The 19,199-nt window shown below is 69.0% G+C and carries 19 protein-coding genes; 3 read left to right on the plus strand and 16 right to left on the minus strand.

Translation table 11 applies throughout. The features are described 5' to 3' along the window. Positions 1-21 precede the first annotated feature (21 nt). On the minus strand, positions 22-1,236 hold the full coding sequence (gene glgC / locus CA951_RS08365) for a glucose-1-phosphate adenylyltransferase (protein ID WP_005239253.1): 1,215 nt from the start codon (positions 1,234-1,236) through the stop codon (positions 22-24). 121 nt (positions 1,237-1,357) lie between these two features. Between glgC and glgA the strand changes: the two genes are divergently transcribed. Next, the gene (gene glgA / locus CA951_RS08370; RefSeq protein WP_087556416.1) at positions 1,358-2,527 is read left to right on the plus strand and encodes a glycogen synthase; all 1,170 of its coding nucleotides are present in this window, start codon (positions 1,358-1,360) and stop codon (positions 2,525-2,527) included. 3 nt (positions 2,528-2,530) lie between these two features. Here the strand turns inward: glgA and CA951_RS08375 are convergent, their stop codons facing one another. The 11 genes from CA951_RS08375 to CA951_RS08425 all read right to left on the minus strand — a co-directional run bounded on the left by CA951_RS08375 (position 2,531) and on the right by CA951_RS08425 (position 11,988). Next, positions 2,531-3,373 carry a putative RNA methyltransferase gene (locus CA951_RS08375; RefSeq protein WP_087556417.1) on the minus strand — a complete coding sequence of 281 codons (843 nt, stop codon included), beginning with the start codon at positions 3,371-3,373 and terminating at the stop codon, positions 2,531-2,533. A 90-nt stretch (positions 3,374-3,463) separates the two neighbouring features. Then, complete coding sequence (locus tag CA951_RS08380) at positions 3,464-3,631, minus strand: DUF3117 domain-containing protein (protein ID WP_003936084.1); 168 nt, start codon at positions 3,629-3,631, stop codon at positions 3,464-3,466. Positions 3,632-3,781: 150 nt separating this feature from the next. Then, positions 3,782-4,354: a DNA-3-methyladenine glycosylase I gene (locus CA951_RS08385; protein WP_087556418.1), complete on the minus strand. Its 573-nt coding sequence runs from the start codon at positions 4,352-4,354 to the stop codon at positions 3,782-3,784. After that, positions 4,351-4,662: a DivIVA domain-containing protein gene (locus CA951_RS08390; protein ID WP_087556419.1), complete on the minus strand. Its 312-nt coding sequence runs from the start codon at positions 4,660-4,662 to the stop codon at positions 4,351-4,353. The genes CA951_RS08385 and CA951_RS08390 overlap by 4 nt, the downstream gene beginning before the upstream one ends. A 52-nt stretch (positions 4,663-4,714) precedes the next feature. Beyond that, complete coding sequence (locus tag CA951_RS08395) at positions 4,715-5,674, minus strand: glucosyl-3-phosphoglycerate synthase (RefSeq protein ID WP_373413600.1); 960 nt, start codon at positions 5,672-5,674, stop codon at positions 4,715-4,717. Then, positions 5,671-6,570, minus strand: coding sequence for a dihydropteroate synthase (gene folP / locus CA951_RS08400; protein ID WP_087556421.1), 900 nt, complete (start codon positions 6,568-6,570; stop codon positions 5,671-5,673). The genes CA951_RS08395 and folP overlap by 4 nt, the downstream gene beginning before the upstream one ends. Before the next feature lie 89 nt (positions 6,571-6,659). Then, entirely contained in the window at positions 6,660-8,435 is a 1,776-nt protein-coding gene (locus CA951_RS08405; protein ID WP_087556422.1) for a long-chain-acyl-CoA synthetase, read from the minus strand. Positions 8,436-8,519: 84 nt separating this feature from the next. Continuing rightward, entirely contained in the window at positions 8,520-9,083 is a 564-nt protein-coding gene (locus CA951_RS08410) for a TIGR00730 family Rossman fold protein (RefSeq protein ID WP_087556423.1), read from the minus strand. Then, positions 9,077-9,874: a TIGR00730 family Rossman fold protein gene (locus CA951_RS08415; RefSeq protein ID WP_087556424.1), complete on the minus strand. Its 798-nt coding sequence runs from the start codon at positions 9,872-9,874 to the stop codon at positions 9,077-9,079. The genes CA951_RS08410 and CA951_RS08415 overlap by 7 nt, the downstream gene beginning before the upstream one ends. A 42-nt stretch (positions 9,875-9,916) precedes the next feature. Further along, a complete protein-coding gene (dapE, locus tag CA951_RS08420; RefSeq protein ID WP_087556425.1) occupies positions 9,917-10,990 on the minus strand; it encodes a succinyl-diaminopimelate desuccinylase in 1,074 nt (357 codons plus the stop codon). A 41-nt stretch (positions 10,991-11,031) separates the two neighbouring features. Then, positions 11,032-11,988 carry an SMP-30/gluconolactonase/LRE family protein gene (locus tag CA951_RS08425; RefSeq protein WP_087556426.1) on the minus strand — a complete coding sequence of 319 codons (957 nt, stop codon included), beginning with the start codon at positions 11,986-11,988 and terminating at the stop codon, positions 11,032-11,034. A 142-nt stretch (positions 11,989-12,130) separates the two neighbouring features. Here CA951_RS08425 and dapD point away from each other — a divergent pair, with 142 nt between their 5' ends. Beyond that, on the plus strand, positions 12,131-13,084 hold the full coding sequence (gene dapD / locus CA951_RS08430) for a 2,3,4,5-tetrahydropyridine-2,6-dicarboxylate N-succinyltransferase (protein WP_087556427.1): 954 nt from the start codon (positions 12,131-12,133) through the stop codon (positions 13,082-13,084). Positions 13,085-13,088: 4 nt separating this feature from the next. Continuing rightward, entirely contained in the window at positions 13,089-14,480 is a 1,392-nt protein-coding gene (locus CA951_RS08435) for an amino acid permease (protein ID WP_087556428.1), read from the plus strand. A gap of 14 nt (positions 14,481-14,494) precedes the next feature. On the opposite strand, the gene CA951_RS08440 is transcribed toward CA951_RS08435, so the two are convergent. The 4 genes from CA951_RS08440 to CA951_RS08455 form a co-directional block, all read right to left on the minus strand. Then, positions 14,495-14,908, minus strand: coding sequence for a DUF1622 domain-containing protein (locus tag CA951_RS08440; protein WP_087556429.1), 414 nt, complete (start codon positions 14,906-14,908; stop codon positions 14,495-14,497). Positions 14,909-14,975: 67 nt separating this feature from the next. After that, positions 14,976-16,622, minus strand: coding sequence for a substrate-binding and VWA domain-containing protein (locus tag CA951_RS08445; protein ID WP_087556430.1), 1,647 nt, complete (start codon positions 16,620-16,622; stop codon positions 14,976-14,978). 145 nt (positions 16,623-16,767) lie between these two features. Continuing rightward, positions 16,768-18,006, minus strand: a complete 1,239-nt coding sequence (locus CA951_RS08450; protein ID WP_087556431.1) for a CdaR family transcriptional regulator — start codon at positions 18,004-18,006, stop codon at positions 16,768-16,770. A 146-nt stretch (positions 18,007-18,152) separates the two neighbouring features. Further along, on the minus strand, positions 18,153-19,193 hold the full coding sequence (locus CA951_RS08455) for an NADP-dependent oxidoreductase (RefSeq protein ID WP_087556432.1): 1,041 nt from the start codon (positions 19,191-19,193) through the stop codon (positions 18,153-18,155). Between the last annotated feature and the right edge of the window lie 6 nt (positions 19,194-19,199).

Below are 19,199 nucleotides of genomic sequence, written 5' to 3' on the forward strand. Positions count from 1 at the left end.
CCCGTTCCCGGGGCCCTCCCGCTAGATCCAGACGCCCTTGCCGATGGCCACGACTCCACCGTTGCTCACGGCGAAGCGCTGTTTGTCACGCTCGAGGTCGACGCCGATGATCTCCCCGTCGCCGACGACCACGTTCTTGTCGAGGATCGCGCGGCGCACGACGGCGCCCTTGCCGATGCGCACACCCGGCATGAGGACGCTGCCCTCCACGGTCGCGCCGCTGTCGACCATCACGTTGGAGCTGAGCACGGAGTTGCGCACGGTGGCCGCCGAGAGGATGCACCCGGCCCCGACCACGGACTCCTGCGCGAGGCCGCCCTGCACGAACTTGGCGGGCGCCAGGTTCTCCGTCTCGCCGCGGATCGGCCAGCGCCGGTTGTAGAGGTTGAAGATGGGGTGGACCGACACGAGATCCATGTGGGCGTCGTAGAACGCGTCGAGCGTCCCCACGTCCCGCCAGTAGCCCCGGTCCCGGTCGGTGGCGCCGGGGACGATGTTGTCCTTGAAGTCGTACACGGACGCTTCGCCCGCCTCGACGAGCGCAGGGATGATGTCGCCGCCCATGTCGTGGTCGGAATCGGAGTTCTCGGAGTCGGCCCGGATGGCGTCGACGAGCACCTTGGTGGTGAACACATAGTTACCCATCGACGCGAACGTCATGTTGGGGTCGTCCGGGGTTCCCGGCGGATGCGCCGGCTTCTCGAGGAACTGCACGATGCGGCCCGACTCGTCGCTGTCGATACAGCCGAACGCGAACGCCTCGCTGCGCGGCACCCGGATCCCGGCCACCGTCACCCCGGCGCCCGACTCGATGTGGTGCTGCACCATCTGCTCCGGGTCCATCCGGTACACGTGGTCGGCACCGAACACGACGATGTACTCGGGGTCCTCGTCGTAGACGAGGTTCAGCGACTGCAGGATCGCGTCCGCGCTGCCGGTGTACCAGCGCGGACCCAGACGTTGCTGCGCGGGAACGGGAGTGATGTATTCCCCCGCGAACCCGGACAGTCGCCACGTCTGAGAGATGTGGCGGTCCAACGAGTGCGACTTGTACTGCGTCAGAACACACAGGCGGAGGTATCCCGCATTGACCAAATTGCTGAGCACGAAATCGATCAACCGGTAGGCGCCTCCGAAAGGCACAGCGGGCTTCGCCCGATCCGCGGTGAGCGGATAGAGACGTTTGCCCTCGCCGCCGGCGAGCACGATTCCAAGCACATGTGGCTGGCTCCTCACCCTGTCAACCTATCGGGCGGCCACTCCCCCCGCCAGCGAAGCGCCGACTCACAATTTCTCCGATACCCGAATGTGTCCGAGAGCGGTGGCCCGAAGCGGCCCGGACGGTTACGTTAGGCCGGTGCGGGTGGCGATGATGACCAAGGAATATCCACCGGAGATCTATGGCGGTGCGGGTGTACACGTCACCGAACTGGTTGCTCAGTTGAAGCAGCTGTGCGAGGTGGACGTGCACTGTATGGGCGCTCCGCGCGTCGGGGCGGTCGTGCACACCCCCGATCCCGCGCTGGCCGGGGCCAATCCGGCGCTTGCGACGCTGTCCGCCGAACTGCGTATGGCGGACGCCGCGACGGGCGCCGACGTCGTGCACTCGCACACCTGGTACACCGGCCTCGCCGGCCATCTGGCGTCCGCGCTGTACGACGTGCCGCACATCCTCACCGCCCACTCCCTCGAGCCCCGCAGGCCGTGGAAGGCGGAGCAGCTGGGCGGCGGCTACCGCATCTCGTCGTGGTCCGAGCGCAACGCGGTGGAGCACGCGGACGCGGTGATCGCCGTGAGCGCCGGCATGCGACTCGACGTCCTCGACGCGTATCCGTTCGTCGACCCGCACCGGGTCCACGTGGTGCGCAACGGGATCGACACGACCGTTTGGCACGCGGGACCGGCAGGTCACGGGCAGTCCGCGCTGACGAAGATCGGCGTCGACCCGGACCAGCCGATGGTGGCGTTCGTCGGCCGCATCACCCGGCAGAAGGGCGTCGGTCATCTGATCGCCGCAGCACACCACTTCGCGCCCGAGATCCAGCTGGTGCTGTGCGCAGGCGCCCCCGACACCCCCGAGATCGCCGCCGAGACCGAGCAGGCCGTCGCCGCCCTCGCGGCGCACCGCGGCAACGTGTTCTGGGTGCGCGAAATGCTCCCCACCGAACAGGTGCGGGAAATCCTGTCGGCCGCAACCGTCTTCGTGTGCCCGTCCGTGTACGAGCCGCTGGGGATCGTGAACCTCGAGGCCATGGCCTGCGAGACCGCGGTCGTGGCGTCCGACGTCGGCGGCATCCCCGAGGTGGTGGAGGACGGGGTCACCGGCCGTCTGGTGCACTACAACTCGTACGAGCCGGAGGCGTTCGAGCAGGCGCTCGCCGAGTCGGTCAACGCGATCGCCGCCGACGCCGGCACCGCCGAGGCCATGGGCAAGGCCGGGCGGGCGCGGGCGATCGCCGAGTTCTCCTGGGCGGCCATCGCGCAGCAGACCCTCGACGTCTACCAGGACGCGCTGTCGCGCCGCTGACGCTCAGAGCCGGGTGTAGGTGGACACCGTCACCGACGCCGTCACCGGATACTCCTGCGGCAGCGCAGTGATCGAGGAGGCGAGCCGCTCGGGAGTCAGGTGCCGCGCCGACGGCCCCATCCCCACCAGTCGGGTCACGTCGAGGTGCGACAACGACATCGGGTACTCCACCGCCACGTGGCCGGTGCGCTCGAACCGCCCGGACATCGCGGCCCCCAGCCGCTCGACCTTCCGGTCGTCCACCCGGACCATGCCGAGCAGGTCCACGAGTTCCCCCAGGTGCCGCTCCGTGGGCGTGAGGACCACCAGGGAGCCGCGCTCGGCCAGCACCCGGTGCGCCTCGTCGGCGTTGCGGGGCGCGAACACGCAGAGGACGTGACTGAGGACGTGGTCACGCACCGGAAGGTGTTGCCACACGTCGGCAACCACCGCCCCCGCACGCGGGTGGGCCCTGGCGATACGACGGGCCGCGTACTTGGACACGTCCAGCCCGATTCCCCGGCCCGTGGGCGCGGCGTCGAGGACGCGCGCCAGGTAGTGGCCTGTGCCCGCGCCGATCTCGAGGATCCGGGGGTCGTCGGCGGCCCCGGTTCCCGCCACCACCGCGTCGGCGACGGCATCCATCAGCGGGTCGAAGCTGCCGCCGCCGAGGAAGTCCGCACGTGCGGCGATCATTTCGGGGCTGTCACCGTCGAACTTGCCGCCTGCCCCGGTCATCAGGGTGACGTAGCCCTGCCGCGCCACGTCGAAGGTGTGCCCTGCGTCGCACAGGATCGCGCCTTCGTCGAGTTCCACCGGCGACCGGCACTGTGGGCAGGCCAGCAGGTCGGTCACATCGGCCAGCACGAACGTTCGCCTCCCTGTTCCGCACACGGAACAGGCCCCGCACCGAGAACGGCGACGGGGCCTGCCCTGTGAGGTTCTCTCCGCACTCGACTAACTGGTGACGCCCTTGAGCTCTTCACCGAGTGCGGCAGCTTCCTCCGGGGTGAGCTCGACAACCAGACGTCCACCACCCTCGAGCGGAACCCGCATGACGATTCCTCGTCCCTCTTTGGTTGCTTCGAGGGGACCGTCCCCGGTCCGGGGCTTCATGGCCGCCATCCTCTGCTCCCTCCAGATCTGCGCTGCCTGCTTGCGCCTCGACAAATTTTGGCACCCCGCCAACACTCGGCGAGGCTTGTGACATCCATTCTTCCCTATGGACACGAGTACCGGGAACCTGAGTCACGAATACGCAGGTTCACCGGCAATTCAGGCAGTGATCGGGACCCAGCAGGCGGCGACGTGGTCGTCCACCATCCCGGTGGCCTGCATGAGTGCATAAGCGGTGGTAGGACCCACAAACTTGAACCCTCGCCGCTTCAATTCCTTCGCCATCGCGGTGGACTCGGGTGTGACGGCCGGGACGTCGTTCACGGTGGCCGGACGGCTCGGGCGCGGCGGCGGGGCGAACGACCACAGCAGCGTGTCCAGGTCGGTGTCCGGCAACTCCAGCAGGGCCCGGGCGTTGCTCACCGACGCCTCGATCTTGGCCCGGTTCCGCACGATCGACGCGTCCTCGAGCAGGCGCTCCACGTCCCGTTCCGTGTATCGCGCGACCGCCTCCGGATCGAAGCCGGCGAACGCGTCCCGGAAGGCCTCGCGCTTGCGGAGAATCGTGATCCACGACAGTCCGGACTGGAACGCTTCGAGGCACAGCCGTTCGTACAATTCGTCGCGGCCGTGCAGTGGACGACCCCACTCGAGGTCGTGGTAGTCGCGGTAGAGGCTGGACCCGTCCGAGTCGACCGCCCACGCGCACCGCACCCTCTCCCCGGCGCTCACCGGGCGTCACCCGGATCTTTCGACGCGGCCTCGACCGCCGCCAATTGTTCACGCAGCGAATCGATTTCGCGACCCAGCCGGGCCAGCGCCCAGTCGACCTCGCTCGCCTTGTACCCCCGCAGTGTCTGCTGGAATCGCAACGCCTCCACGTCGGCGCCCGTCACACCGTCGGCGGGCAGGGCCGTGAGTGTGGTGCCGGGCGGCAGGGGCGCGAGTTCCTCGGAACGGCCGAACACCGCACTGGCGGCGAGGAACAGCATCGCGCCGACGAACGCCATGACGAGCAGATAGAGCAGGGCTGTCACCATGCCCCGATCCTGTCACGGACGTCCGACAGCCTCCCGCGTCAGGGGCGCCCGGTCAGGGGCACACCGTGTTCATCGGCGGACGATCGGCCAACGCGACGTCCGTCGTCGTCGGCACGAAGGAGTCGCCGTCCACCAGGAACTGGGTCAGACCCGCCCCCGAGTCGGGCACCCCGCAGCGCCGCATCATCGTGCCGATGATCTGTCTGCTCATCACCCCGAGTTCGGACAGCGGACGGTTCCGGTGCTTGCGCACCCCCAGGTTGACCTGGCCGATCGCACCGAGCCCGAGACGGTCGTACGTGTCGAGCAGCAGCCCGATCTCGACGCCGTAGCCGGGGGCGAACGGAACCGCCGACAGCAACTCCCGGGTGCCCGCGTACTCGCCGCCCAGCGGCTGCAGCACGCACGTCAGCTCCGGCCGCAGCGACGCCAGCATCGGGCGCGCCACGAGTTCGGTCACCCGGCCGCCGCCGTTGGCGTCCTCCGTCCCGCTGAGGCGGAGCGGACGCCGGTAGTAGCCCTTCACGAGATGGATGCCGTCGGCCGTCAGCAATGGTCCGAGGAGCTTCGGGACGAACGCCGGATCCGGGTTGATGAGATCCGAGTCGACGAACGCGATGAGGTCGCCGGTGCTGGCGGCGACGGAACGCCACAGCACCTCCCCTTTGCCCGCGACGGGTGGGAAGGCGGGCACCGCCTCCTCCCGGCTGATCACCGTGGCGCCCGCCGCGCGTGCGCGTTCCGCCGTCAGATCCGTCGATCCGGAGTCGAGCACGATCAACTCGTCCACCAGCCCGCCCAACAGCGGATGGATTGTGTCCACCACCGCGGCGACGGTCTCCTCCTCGTTGAGCGCGGGCAGGACCACCGACACGGTGCGCCCCGCCTTGGCCCGCTCGAGTTCGGCGATGCTCCACGACGGCTGGTCCCAGCTGTTCGCCTCGGCCCAGGAGCGAGGGGCGCGCTCCTCCGCGACCATCGTGCGGGCCGCCCGGGCCCCCACGGCACTCATGCCAGCCCCCGCACGGTGCGGGACGGGGCGCGGCGGCCCTGAATCGCGGCCACCATGTCCACCACTCGACGCGTGGGGGCAACTTCGTGGACACGGAAGACTCGGGCGCCTCCTGCGGCGGCCATAGCTGTCGCTGCCAATGTTCCCTCCAACCGCTCGACGAGATCTACCCCTAGAGTCTCCCCGACGAAGTCCTTGTTGCTCAGCGCCATGAGCACTGGCCACCCCGTATTTACAAGATCTTCCACTCGCCGCAACAACTCGAGCCCGTGATAGGTGTTTTTCCCGAAATCGTGGGTCGGATCGATGAGGATCGAGTCGGCGGGCACACCCAGCCGGGCCGCGTTCTCGGCGGCCGACACCACTTCCTCGAGGACGTCCGCGACCACGTCGGAGTAGCGGACGCGGAACGGCCGGGTCCGGGGGACCGCTCCCCCGGTGTGCGAACAGACGATGCCGGCACCCGTCTCCGCGGCTACCTCGACGAGCGCCGGGTCGGCGCCTGCCCACGTGTCGTTGATCAGGTCGGCACCCTCGGCGACGGCAAGCCGGGCCACGTCGCTGCGCCAGGTGTCGATGCTGATGAGCAACTCGGGATAGCGTCCGCGGATCGCGGCGACGAACGGCACCACCCGCCGGATCTCCTCCGCCGAGTCGACGACGTCGCCGGGACCGGCTTTCACGCCGCCGATGTCGACGAGGTCGGCGCCCTCGTCCACGGCCCGCTCGACCGCCGACATCGCGGCGGAGTCGGTGAACGTGGCGCCGCGGTCGTAGAACGAGTCGGGCGTCCGGTTCACGATGGCCATCACCAGCGCACGGTCGACCGCCACGGGCCGCCCGCACAGCGTGGGCGACGGACGGTCGGGCGCGGGCGGTACGTCTCTCTCGGCCATGCCACCAATATTGGCACGCAGCGAAATCGCGGCTTCGCCGCCCGTGAGTACTTGTTAACCACGGGCGGTTAATAAGTACTCACGGGGCGTCAGCCCTTGGGCAGCGACCCCTTCGCCACTTCCTCGACGTACCCGTCGTACGCACGCTTGTAGCCGCCACTGCGGCCGGACAGCACGTGCAGCGTGTCGGTGTCCTCGACGTCGTAGCCCTCCTTGCGGAGTTCCACCTTGCGACTCTTGAACGTCGACGTCTGCTCCAGCGAGTCGACGACGCGGACGAACAGCGGCACCGCGTACGACGGCAGCCGCTGGAACAGCAATTCCGCCACGTCGGAGCCGTCGAAGTCCTCGTTCTCGTGCAGCGTCACCGCGGCCATGCCGGCGCGACCGTCGGTGCCGGGGATCTCGACGCCGTAGACGACGGCGTGCTCGACCGCGGGATGCGCGAGGAGCGCACCCTCGACCTCGGTGGTCGCGACGTTCTCCCCCTTCCAGCGGAACGTGTCGCCGAGCCGGTCGACGAACGCGACGTGTGCCCAGCCCTGGCGGCGCACCAGGTCGCCGGTGTCGAACCAGCAGTCGCCGTCGTCGAAGGCGTCGCGGACGAGTTTCTTGTCGGTGGCGTCCTCGTCGGTGTAGCCGTCGAAGGGTGCCCGGTCCGTCACCTTCGACAGCAGCAGGCCGACCTCGCCGGTGGGCACCTTCCGCAGTTTGCCGTCGGAGTGCCGCCGCGGCGCACCGTTGTCCTCGTCGTACTCGACCACGGCGTGTGGGAGGGGGCAGATGCCCGCGGTCCGGTCGACGTTGAGGGCGTTGACGAACGCGATGTTGCATTCGCTGGCGCCGTAGAACTCGGCCACCCGGGAGATGCCGAACCGGGTGGTGAACTCGGACCAGATCTCCGGACGGAGTCCGTTCCCGACCATCAGCCGGACGTCGTTGTCGCGGTCGCCCGGCTTCTCGGGCTGGTTCAGCAGGTACCGGCACAGTTCACCGATGTAGGTGAACGCGGTGGCGCGGTTCAGCGCGACGTCGTCCCAGAACTTGGACGCCGAGAACTGCTTGCCCAGCGCGAGCGTCGCCCCCGACCCCAGCACCGACGACAGCGACACGGTCAGCGCGTTGTTGTGGTAGAGCGGCAGGCAGCAGTAGAGCACGTCGCTGCCGCGCAGCCGGACTCCCATGTTGCCGAGTCCGGACATGCTCTTGAGCCAGCGGAAGTGACTCATCAGGCTGGCCTTCGGCAGTCCGGTGGTGCCGGAGGTGAAGATGTAGAAGGCCTTCTCCCGGGCCTGGATCTGCTCGCACACCTCGGGGTTGCCGTCGCCGGCCTTCCCGGCGAGCCGGTCGAGGTCGTCGAAGTACACCACCGAGTCCGCGGCGGGCGGTTCGTCGAGCGAGTCCATGGCCTCGCCGCACGCCTCGGACACCACGAGGACACGGCTGTCGAGCAGCGAGATGCTGTGCGCGAGCACGTCTCCGCGCTGATTGTGGTTCAGCATCCCGGCGGTGGCACCGAGCTTGACCGCGGCGAGTGCGATGAGCAGCGTTTCGGGGGCGTTCTTGCCCAGGATCCCGACGACGTCCCCGCGCGACACTCCGAGGTCGGCGAGCACGTAGGCGTAGCGGTTCACGCGGATGTTGGCGTTCCGGTAGCTCAGCGAGTCGCCCTCGAACCGCAGGAACGTGCGACGCGGGTGTGCGGCGGCGGCGCGCTGGAAGACCAGGCCGATCGACTCCTTCGCGTCGGGGGTCCGGATGAGGCCGAGGACTCCCTTCGCCATGGTCGGCAGCTCCGGGATCATGGCAGGCAACCGCCTGGCCAGATCGACCACACCGATCGTCGAACGTGCTTCAGAACGCATGACATCCCCTCAGGCCTGCAGTATGAATCAGGTCACCTTACTGCACGGTAACAACGTGCGCCACGACGGCGATCGGACGGCTCCTCAGGGGAGGCAGGCGTCCAGCGCCTCCCCGACCTCGGTCCGGACGAGCAGCCTGTCGAGGGCGCGCTGCGCCACGAAGCCACCTCCCCGCAGACCGTTGATCCAGTCCAGCAGCCCCGTGTAGTGGCCGTGCGGATCGAGCAGGACGACCGGCTTCTCGTGCATGCCGAGGTAGCCCGCGGTCCAGGTTTCGAACAGCTCCTCGAGCGTGCCGATGCCGCCGGGCAGCGTGACGAACGCGTCGGCCCGGTCCTCCATGACCTGCTTGCGCTGGCGCATGGTGTCGGTGACGACGAGTTCGTCCGCGTCGACGTCGGCGACTTCCCTGTGCACGAGGGCTTTCGGGATGACTCCAACGGTCGTCGCCCCGGCGGCACGGGCGGCCACGGCGACCGCGCCCATCATCGAGAGATTGCCGCCGCCGGACACGAGTTGCCAACCGCGCTTTCCGATTTCGGTTCCCACCTGGGCCGCCAGTTCCAGGAAGTGATCGTCCACGGGCCCGGAAGCGCAGTAGACGCACACCGAGAACGGCTGCGGTGGAACATTTTCCGGGTTCACCACTGCTCCTCCGTTCCGAGCAGTTCGGCCTCGTCGACTCCCTGCTGGGATTTGACGACGATCCGCACCGCCTCCTCGACACTGTCCGTGACGTGCAGCAGGTTGACGTCACCCTCCGAGATCTTGCCGCTGCGTTCGAGGGTTCCGCGGATCCAGTCGACGAGCCCGGACCAGTACTCGGTGCCGAACAGGATGATCGGGAACCGGGTGACCTTGCGCGTCTGCACGAGGGTCAGCGCCTCGAACAGTTCGTCGAGCGTCCCGAAGCCGCCGGGCAGGCAGATGAAGGCCTGCGAGTACTTCACGAACATCGTCTTGCGGGCGAAGAAGTACCGGAAGTTGATACCGAGGTCGACCCACTCGTTGAGGCCCTGCTCGAACGGCAACTCGATGCCGAGGCCGATGGAGTATCCACCCGATTCGCTGGCGCCGCGGTTGGCGGCCTCCATCACTCCGGGGCCGCCGCCGGTGATGACGGCGTATCCGGCCTCGGCCAGGCGCGCACCCAGCGCCCGTCCCGCCTCGTACTCGGGGTGACCGGGCTCGGTGCGGGCGGACCCGAACACGGTGACCGCACGCGGCACCTCGGCGAGGGCACCGAACCCTTCGACGAATTCGCTCTGGATCCGCAGGACCCGCCACGGGTCGGTGTGCACCCAGTCGGTTCGCCCCCGCTCGTCGAGCAACTGCTCGTCGGTGGTGGTCTCGTCCTTGCGGGCGCGCCTCAACTGCACCGGACCCCGGTGCTTCACGGACGAGGACTTCCGTCCGTAATTGTTCTTCTCGGGTGCCATGAGCCCCAGGCTAACGGGTGGCCCGTTCGGGGCACCGGGCAGTCACGGGGTGCTCAGATAGGCGCGGAGCACGGTCGCCACGTCGGTGATCTGCTGGACGGGGACGTGTTCGTCCCGCTTGTGCGCGAGGTTCGGATCGCCGGGACCGTAGTTGACGGCCGGGATGCCGAGCGCGGAGAACCGGGACACGTCCGTCCACCCGTACTTGGCGCGGAACTCGCCACCCGCCGCCTCGATGAGGGCCGCGGCCGCCGGATCGGTCAGCCCGGGGAGCGCGCCCGGCGACAGGTCCGTGACCTCGAAACCCAGCTCGAGACCGTCGAAGACCTCCCGCACGTGGTCGATGGCCTGCTCCGAGCTGCGGTCGGGTGCGAAGCGGAAGTTGACGTCCATCTCCCCCGCGTCCGGGACGACGTTCCCCGCGACACCGCCGGCGATCCGCACGGCGGACAGCCCCTCCCGGTACACGCAGCCGTCGATGTCCACCGACCGCGCGGTGTAGTCCGACAGCCGCTGCAGGACCGGGGCGAACCGGTGGATCGCGTTGTCGCCGAGCCACGATCGCGCGGAGTGCGCGCGGGTGCCGCGGGTGGTCAGCGTCACCCGCAGCGTGCCCTGGCAGCCGGCCTCGATGAGTCCTCCCGTCGGCTCGCCCAGGATCGCGACGTCCGCGCGCAACCACTCGGGGATCTCACGTTCGATCCGTCCGAGCCCGTTGTGGACGGCCGCGATCTCCTCGCAGTCGTAGAACACCAGGGTCAGGTCGTGCGCGAGGTTCTCCACGGTGGCGGCGAGGTGCAGGAACACCGCGTCGCCCGACTTCATGTCGACCGTTCCACATCCGTGCAGCAGGTCGCCCTCACGCCGGGACGGCACGTTGTCCGCGATCGGCACGGTGTCGAGGTGCCCGGCGAGCATCACCCGGCTCGGGAGCCCCCGATCGGTGCGGGCGAGCACCGCGTTGCCGTTGCGGATGACCTCGAAACCCGTGGTCTGCTCCCGCAGCGCCGACTCGACGGCGGCGGCGATCGCCGATTCGTCGTGGGAGACGCTGGGGATGTCCACCAGCGCGGCGGTGAGGTCGATGGGATCGGCGTGGAGGTCGAGTGTGCTCACCGGTCCACCCTAAGCCGACCCGTCGACCCACTACTGCGTTGCTACCCGTCGAAGCCACCCGGGATCTCGTAGATCGCACCGTCGAATCCGATGCGGAACAACCGTCCCGCGGAGAAGCCGCCGGACCCCTGCCCGTAGACGACCATGCTCGACGACGGCAGTCCCGACGCCAGCACGCAGTACTGCCCCGGCGCGTCGACGCGCCAGATCTCGCCGCGCACGTTGGCCGGGACCACCGGGCGTCCCCGCGAATCCAGGGTCAGACCGTCGGGAGCCGCGAACGTGTCGGGACCGGACAGGTCGAGGATGCTTTCGGGGGCTCCCGGGTTCGCGATCGGGATCCGGCTCACGCCCGGGTTCACGAACGTCCGCGACACGTAGAGGTACCGGTCGTCGACACCGAGCACCGCGCCGTTCGCGCTGGGCAGCGTGGCCCAGTTCGGTTCGACCCGGCCGTCGGGGAACACCCGCCCGATCTGCGTTCCGAAGTCGTTGGTGGCGTACGCGGTCCCGGCGGCGTCGACGTCGAGGCCGTCCGCCGCGCTCAAGCCCGACACGAAGGGGGTGAGTGCGCCGGTGGCGATGTTCAGCTTCGCGATCGCACCCGGACGCAGGATGTCGCCGAGGAGGACGCGGGCATCCGCGCCGTACCCCACCAGCAGTGATCCGTCGGACGCCCACGCGAGGGCCCCCGCGCCGCTGCCGCCCGGCACCGTCGCGACGGGGACCGCCGGCGCTCCGGGCGCGTCGAGACGGAACACCCGTCCGCTGATCAGGTCCGTCGTGTAGAGCCGGCCGCCGCCGTCCACGGCGACGCCCTCCAGCGCGGCGCCCGGCACGCGCCCCACCAGGACCGGCGGCTGGCCTGCGCCCGGGCACACCGGTGCGGCGGACGCGGTCTGCGGCGCCGCCACCGACACCACCCCGGCCAGCAACGCCCCCGCGGCCACGGCCCGCAGGCCGCGCCCGGTGACTCGGCCCCACTCTGAAATACGCATTGCCACGACCTTTCCCGGTGTCTCACACGTGCCCCGTGCATGTTCCCCCACGAGCCGGGAACCCGCTCGGTTTCGAATCGATCACGCCGAGATAACGACCGCTCGAGAATGCCCGAGTAATGAGGCAGTAACCTCTACTGCCGTGAGCACACAGGGAGCATCAGCAGTAGGCATCGCCAACGTGACCGTCGGCGGCACGGTCCTCGACACCTGGTTCCCGGCGCCTGAGCTGGGAACGTTCGACAGCGCGGGCACCGTGCGGATCGAGGGTGGCGACATCCCCTCCGATCTGGCACTTCTCGCCGGACCCGACGAGGCACGTGAGGTCGACCACGTCGTGGTGCGCACCACCATCGCCGACCTGTCGGCGCCGCCGGCCGACGCCCACGACGCCTACCTGCGCCTTCACCTTCTCTCGCATCGCCTGGTGGCCCCGCACGGCGTCAACCTCGACGGACTGTTCGGCCTGCTGTCCAACGTGGTGTGGACCAACTTCGGGCCCTGTGCGGTCGAGGGCTTCGAGAAGGTGCGGTCCCGCCTGCGCATCCGCGGCGTCGTCACCGTGTTCGGTGTCGACAAGTTCCCGCGCATGGTCGACTACGTCGTCCCGTCCGGCGTCCGCATCGCCGACGCCGACCGCGTCCGACTCGGCGCCCACCTGGCCAGCGGCACCACCGTGATGCACGAGGGCTTCGTCAACTTCAACGCGGGCACGCTCGGCAGTTCGATGGTCGAAGGACGTATCTCCGCGGGTGTCGTCGTCGACGACGGGTCCGACGTGGGCGGCGGCGCCTCGATCATGGGCACCCTGTCCGGTGGCGGCAAGGAGACCATCTCGGTCGGCAAGCGCTGCCTGCTCGGCGCCAATGCCGGCCTCGGCATCTCGCTCGGCGACGACTGCGTCCTCGAGGCCGGCCTGTACGTGACCGCGGGCACCAAGGTCACCGGCCCGGACGGCACCGTCGTGAAGGCCAAGGAACTCAACGGCCAGTCCAACCTGCTCTTCCGTCGCAACTCCGTGTCCGGGGCCGTCGAGGTCGTGCCGTGGAAGGGCACCGGCGTGGAACTGAACGCCGCGCTGCACGCAAACGACTGACGCTGTGAGCGGTCCGCGAACACCCGGCACCACGACCGATTCGACCGGCACCCTCGGCCGGGGCCTGAAGGTCCGTCACCTGACGATGATGGGACTCGGCTCCGCGATCGGTGCCGGACTGTTCCTCGGTACCGGTGTCGGGATCGCGACCGCCGGTCCGGCCGTCCTCGTCTCCTACCTCCTCGCCGGCATCATCGTCGTCTTCGTGATGCGGATGCTCGGCGAGATGGGGGCGGCGATTCCGGCCAGCGGATCCTTCTCGCACTACGCGCGGATCGGCATCGGCGACTGGGCCGGTTTCGTGATGGGGTGGCTCTACTGGTTCATGCTGATCATGGTGCTCGGCGCCGAGATCACGGGCGCCGCAGGCATCGTGAGCGCCTGGCTGCCCGGGGTCCCGCAGTGGCTCGTCGCCCTCGTGTTCGTGATCTTCTTCGCGGCCGTCAACCTCGCGAAGGTCAGCAACTTCGGCGAGTTCGAGTTCTGGTTCGCGGCCATCAAGGTCACCGTCATCATCGGCTTCCTGGTGATCGGTGTGCTGCTGGTGTTCGGCCTGCTCCCGGACACCGAACCGGTGGGTACCACCAACCTGTTCGGGCACGGCGGCTTCATGCCGGAGGGCTTCGCCGGTGTCGCCGCAGGACTGCTGGTGGTGGCGTTCGCATTCGGCGGCATCGAGATCGTGACCATCGCGGCCGCGGAATCCGAGGACCCGGAGCGTTCGATCGCCGTGGCGGTGCGCAGCGTCGTCTGGCGCATCAGCGTCTTCTACCTCGGTTCGATCTCGATCATGGTCCTCGTCCTTCCCTGGGACTCGTCGGACCTGAAGAGCGGACCGTTTGTCGCCGTTCTCAACCAGGCGCACATCCCGTACGTGGCGGGATTCATGGAACTCGTGGTCGTGGTGGCGTTGCTGTCGGCGTTCAACGCCAACATCTACGGCACGTCGCGGATGGCGTATTCGCTGTCGCGGCGCGGCGACGGTCCCGCATTCATGGCCCGGATCTCGAACTCCGGGGTGCCGCTCAATGCGGTGCTGCTGTCGGTGTTCTTCGGTTTCGTCAGCGTGCTGCTCAACTGGTGGCTGCCGGACGACCTGCTGGGTCTGCTCCTCAACGCCGTCGGCTCGGCGCTGCTCGTCATCTGGATCTTCATCGTCGTCTCACACCTGAAGTTGCGCCCCCGGCTCGAACGCGAGGGCAAGCTGACGGTGCGGATGTGGTTGTTCCCCTGGCTCAGCTACCTCACGCTCGCGATGCTCGGCGGTTTCGTCGTGCTGATGCTGTTCGACACCGACGCCCGCACCCAGCTGATCTCGACGTGCGTGCTGTTCCTCGTGATCGCGGCCCTCGGGTTCATCAACACCCGGATGCGGAGGCATTCCCGGGCGGTGTGACCCGGGCCGGGCACTCACCGGTCGGGCGTCCGATCCGGATCTCCGGAGGTGCGCGCCGCGTGGGCGAGGACCTGCGGGCCGGTCACCAGCGCTTTCCGCCACGGCGCGACACCCTCGATCTCGATCTCGATCGACAGACTCAGCACGGTCCGGATCAGCACGATCACACCGAGCACGGCGGCATCGGTCAGCGACGGCGTCGACGTGACGGTCTTGACGATGTCTGCCGCGACGAGCAGTTCCAGACCGAGCAGGATCGCGCCGCCGAGCGACTCCCGCAGGGTCTTGAACGCCCGGGCACCGTCACCGGTCCGCTTCCAGGCCCGGACGGCGAGGACGAACGCGAAGACGAACCCCAGGACCATGGACGAGACACCGAGCACTTCGAACAATTCGGTCGCGAACTCGAAGAACCGGTGAGTATCCATGTGAGGGTTCCTGTTCCGGAGGATGTTCGCGGTGGCGGCTTACCCGTTCCACGCATCACGGTAGGCGCTAGCTTCGGCCGCGGGCGGCCAACGCGTTGACGAACACGTTGGCGATGTCGGCGGGATCCTTCGCGACGTAGCTCGACCCTCCGGTCACCCGCGAGATCTCGGCGAGCGTGGCCGCGTCGGCGTCGTCGGTGATGCCGATGGTCACGATGATGACGGGCCGGGCCGTATCCACCTCACGCTCCAGGATGCCGAGGAGCTGTTCCTTCGTGATGGAGTCCGGGTCCTCGTTGGCGCCGTCGGTCAGGATGATCACGCTGTTCACCGCGCGCGGGTCGTAACTGTCCTGCACCGTCCGGAACGCGGCGAGCGTCGTGTCGTACAGGCCGGTGCCGCCGCCGATCAGCCCCTCGACCTTCCCCGCCTGCTGCGCCATCAGCGCACGCTGCGTGAGTCCGTCGACAACGGTGTCGTAGCGGCGGATCGGGACCAGCTCCTGATAGTCCTGCGGTCCCCCGCCGAGCCCCTGCGAGAACGCCCACAGTCCCGCGGACACGCTGTCCGGGAACATCGCGTTGCCTGCGAGGGCGGCATCGACCGTGAGGTCCATGCGCGACCGGTTGCCCGCCGGGGTCTCCATCGACCCCGACACGTCGATCGCGACGAGCGTGCGGATCGGCAGCGCCATCAGCGCCCATCCGCCCAGGGCGTCCTGCAGCGGCGACTCGTCGTCGAGCCCGAGCTTGGTGACCCTGCCGACGCCGCGGCCGTCGGCCGGTGGGCTCCCGTCCGGTCCGCGGAATCCGTGCTCGGCGAACACCGCGCGGGCGTCCTCGCCGCCGAGGACCGCGGCGACGGCACGGGCCACCTGGGTGGCCTTGTAGTGCCGGTCCGGGGCGGGCGACGTGACGACGAGCGGGAAGTTCATGAAGTTGCTGCCCGTTGGGGGCACCGTCGCGGCGAGCGTGCGCGCTTCGTCACCGTCGGTGAATTCGAGCACGGACTGTTCGGTGGCGACCGCGACTCCGCCGTTGTCGACGACGCCCTGCAGCATCTGCTCGCCGACGGGTTCGTCCGCGGTGCGCGCACTTTCCTCCTGCGCGAGCGGGACCAGCGCCGCCCGCACCGTCCCGGCGGACACGGGGTCGGCCTCGCCCTCGGCGAGTGCCGCGTTGATCGGCGCCTGCGCGACCCCCGTCACGAGGGGGTTGCCCAGCTGGATGTCCTTGATCTGCAGGGCGGCGAGCCACGTCGGTGACGTGAGTGCGTCTTCCTCGCGGGAGGCCAGCACGACGGGCGAGGACGCGACCGACCCCGTCATGACCTCGACCGGCCCGGCCGCGGTGAGTGCCGCCTTGCCCACCCACGCGCCGGTGTCGGGGATCCACAGATCCGGGGCGTCGGTTCCCTTGCCGAGCCGTCCCGCGATGTCGCCGGACGTCGCGGCGCCGACGGCGATGTTCGCACAGCTCAGGTCGGTGCTCTTCGCTTCGCCGAGGATGGTGTCGAGGGCGGGAGCGATGCTCGGATCGGCGGCGAGGGTGTAGTCGGTGACCTGGTCGCACTCGTCCGCCCAGGAGCGCACCGCCTGAACGCTGACCACGACGGAGGCCACGAGCCCGATGACAGCGGCAGCGCACACCGCGTAGAAGACGGGTGAGCGCCCCTCCCGCTCCGGCCCCGCGCTCGAATGACGCCCTCCGGCCATCGCCTGCCCCCTCTAACAGTTCGGTCACGAGGCGAACCGCCGGCCCACCGGACCGAATATGATCCGGCCCACATCGTAGCGAACGGTGCGTTGTACGACTTTGCGCTGGTGACAGAGTTTTCGTCCAGCGACGAGAGCGGTCCGATCAGCGGTCGGGTTGCTCGACCTCGAGTCGGCGTGCCACGAGCGCGGCCTGGATCCGCCGGAGCCCGGAGGGGCGGGTCGGATCGCAGCCCGTCAGCTGCGCCACCCGTTTGAGCCGGTAGTCCACCGTGTTGGTGTGCAGGTGCATCTGCTTCGCGGTCCGCTGCCGATTCAGATCGTGGCCGATGTGCACCTCGAGCGTCTCGATCAGTTCTGGCGAGCCCTGCAGCGGTTCGAGGAGCCGGGCCAGGTGGGTCCGGCCCGGCCCGGGCCGGGTGAGCTGGTATTCGAGCGCCAGATCGTCCATCTCGTAGAGGCCAGGCTCCAGGGCCAGCTGATGGACGAGACCCAGGAGTTCGTGAACCTCGTCCGCCGCCGCAGGGATACCGGCGGTCCGGACCCGGGTCGCCGTCGCGGTGAGGGGAACCCCGGCGGCCGCTCCGATGCGGTCGAGCAGGGAGACCATCCACGCCCGCTCCGGCGACCCCGGTAGCAACAGCGTTCCGCCGTCCGGGCTCAGCGAACAGAGGGCCGCCCCACCCGCGGCGTCCGCCAGCTCGATCTGCAACCGGCGCAGCTTCTGCCGGGCGACGACGGCCTTGCGCCGGTGGGTCACGGCCTCGGTGGGATGCGACGGAATCGACAGCCCCAGCACTACGTATTCGTCGGCCGGCTCCACACCCGCGTGCCGGGCCGCGGCCGCCGCGTTTCGGCCGCTGAGCAGCGCCGTGACGAGATTGACTGCGGCGCCGTCGCGTTCGGTGTTGACCGCTTCCAGTTCCTCCACGTAGCTGGTCGTGGCGGCGACCGTCACGCATTCGAGGAGGGTGAACATCACCTTCTGGATGGCCAGGAGTTCGGGCAGGTCTTCCTCGCGGGCGTTCGAGGCGACGAGGTCGCCTGCCTCCCGGATACCTTCGTGGAGGATGCGGAGCACGAGTTTCAGCGGGAAGCCCTCGCGGGCCCAGCGCGCGGAACTGTTGCGCACCTCCGCGAGGTCCTCGTCCGTCGGGCTGATGCCCTCGTCGAGCATCTGGATGCCGAGACCGAGACAGACGATCGTGAAATCCATGACGTCGCTCTGCAGTTGTTCGCCGGGCAGCGAACCGCACGGGGTGACGTTGTCGGCGAAATGCCGGACCAGGTTCTGCGCGACGGTCAGCGTGTCGCGCAGCGGGGCGGACGCGGGCCTGCCGTCGACGAGGATCTGCGAACCCGCCTCAGGACTGTGATTCGTCATAGCTCTGACCGCTCCCGTAGGTGGATGACACCGAACTCCCGCATCATCGACATCACGCAAACATAACGAGGGTCCGCTTCTGTCACAGTTGTATCACGACAGCGCCCTGTCCAGGGCGAATACAGACATCCCAGCAGGGTGGTCGGTCAATTCTCCTCGGCGACCCGGACCACCAGCTTGCCGAAGTTGCTGCCCCGGAGCAGCCCGATGAACGCCGCGGGCGCGTTCTCGAGCCCGTCGACGACGTCCTCGCGGTAGGCGAATCGGCCCTCCCGGATCCACCCGGACACGTCGCGCTGGAAGTCCGCATACATCTCGGAGACGAACTCGCTCTGGATGAACCCACGGATCGTGAGGCTCTTGACGAGCACCCGGCTGAAGAACCCGGGCAGCCGATCCGGCCCCTCGGGGGTCTCGGTGTCGTTGTACTGCGCGATCAGGCCGCACACGGGAACGCGCGCGTACAGGTTGAGCAGCGGCAGCACCGCCGTGGCCACCGGACCGCCGACGTTCTCGAAGTAGACGTCGATGCCGTCCGGGCATGCGGCGCGCAGTTCCTCGGCGAAGTTCGGGGACCGGTGGTCGACGGCGGCGTCGAATCCGAGTTCGTCCAGCAGGTAGGCACACTTCTCCGGTCCACCGGCGATCCCGACGGCCCGGGCGCCCTTCCGTTTCGCGATCTGCCCCACGGCGGAGCCGACCGGACCGCTGGCCGCCGCGACGACCACCGTCTCGCCCGCCTTCGGTTGCCCGATCTTCAGCAGGCCGGAGTACGCGGTGAAGCCGGGCATGCCGAGCACTCCGACCGCCGTCGACAACGGCGCGGCGTCGCGGTCGAGTGCGCGGAGGTGCTTGCCGTCGACCACGGCGTGCGACTGCCAGCCCGCGTACCCGAGAACGTAGTCACCCGTCGCGAAATCCGGGTGCCGGGAATCGACAACCTGCCCGACGGTGCCACCGACCATGACCTCGTCGATCTCGACCGGGTCGGCGTACGACTCGGCGGCACTCATCCGGCCGCGCATATACGGGTCGAGCGACAGGTAGATGACGCGGATCAGCACCTGGCCGTCCGCGGGGTCGGGGAGATTCACCGCCTCGAGCCGGAAGTTGTCGGCGGTGGGCGCGCCGTCCGGCCGGGAGGCGAGGACGATCCGGGTGCTCTGGACGATGCTCTCGACACTCACTGTGCG

The organism is Rhodococcus sp. NCIMB 12038 (assembly GCF_002165735.1).
Lineage (GTDB): Bacteria > Actinomycetota > Actinomycetes > Mycobacteriales > Mycobacteriaceae > Rhodococcus_F.

What these genes read in the sequence shown, in the direction of transcription:
- CA951_RS08380 (WP_003936084.1), bottom strand. Translation starts at nt 3,631, where the DNA reads ATGGCGGCCATGAAGCCCCGGACCGGGGACGGTCCCCTCGAAGCAACC.
- CA951_RS08390 (WP_087556419.1), bottom strand. Translation starts at nt 4,662, where the DNA reads ATGGTGACAGCCCTGCTCTATCTGCTCGTCATGGCGTTCGTCGGCGCG.
- CA951_RS08395 (WP_373413600.1), bottom strand. Translation starts at nt 5,674, where the DNA reads ATGAGTGCCGTGGGGGCCCGGGCGGCCCGCACGATGGTCGCGGAGGAG.
- folP (WP_087556421.1), bottom strand. Translation starts at nt 6,570, where the DNA reads ATGGCCGAGAGAGACGTACCGCCCGCGCCCGACCGTCCGTCGCCCACG.
- CA951_RS08405 (WP_087556422.1), bottom strand. Translation starts at nt 8,435, where the DNA reads ATGCGTTCTGAAGCACGTTCGACGATCGGTGTGGTCGATCTGGCCAGG.
- CA951_RS08415 (WP_087556424.1), bottom strand. Translation starts at nt 9,874, where the DNA reads ATGGCACCCGAGAAGAACAATTACGGACGGAAGTCCTCGTCCGTGAAG.
- CA951_RS08425 (WP_087556426.1), bottom strand. Translation starts at nt 11,988, where the DNA reads ATGCGTATTTCAGAGTGGGGCCGAGTCACCGGGCGCGGCCTGCGGGCC.
- CA951_RS08440 (WP_087556429.1), bottom strand. Translation starts at nt 14,908, where the DNA reads ATGGATACTCACCGGTTCTTCGAGTTCGCGACCGAATTGTTCGAAGTG.
- CA951_RS08445 (WP_087556430.1), bottom strand. Translation starts at nt 16,622, where the DNA reads ATGGCCGGAGGGCGTCATTCGAGCGCGGGGCCGGAGCGGGAGGGGCGC.
- CA951_RS08450 (WP_087556431.1), bottom strand. Translation starts at nt 18,006, where the DNA reads ATGACGAATCACAGTCCTGAGGCGGGTTCGCAGATCCTCGTCGACGGC.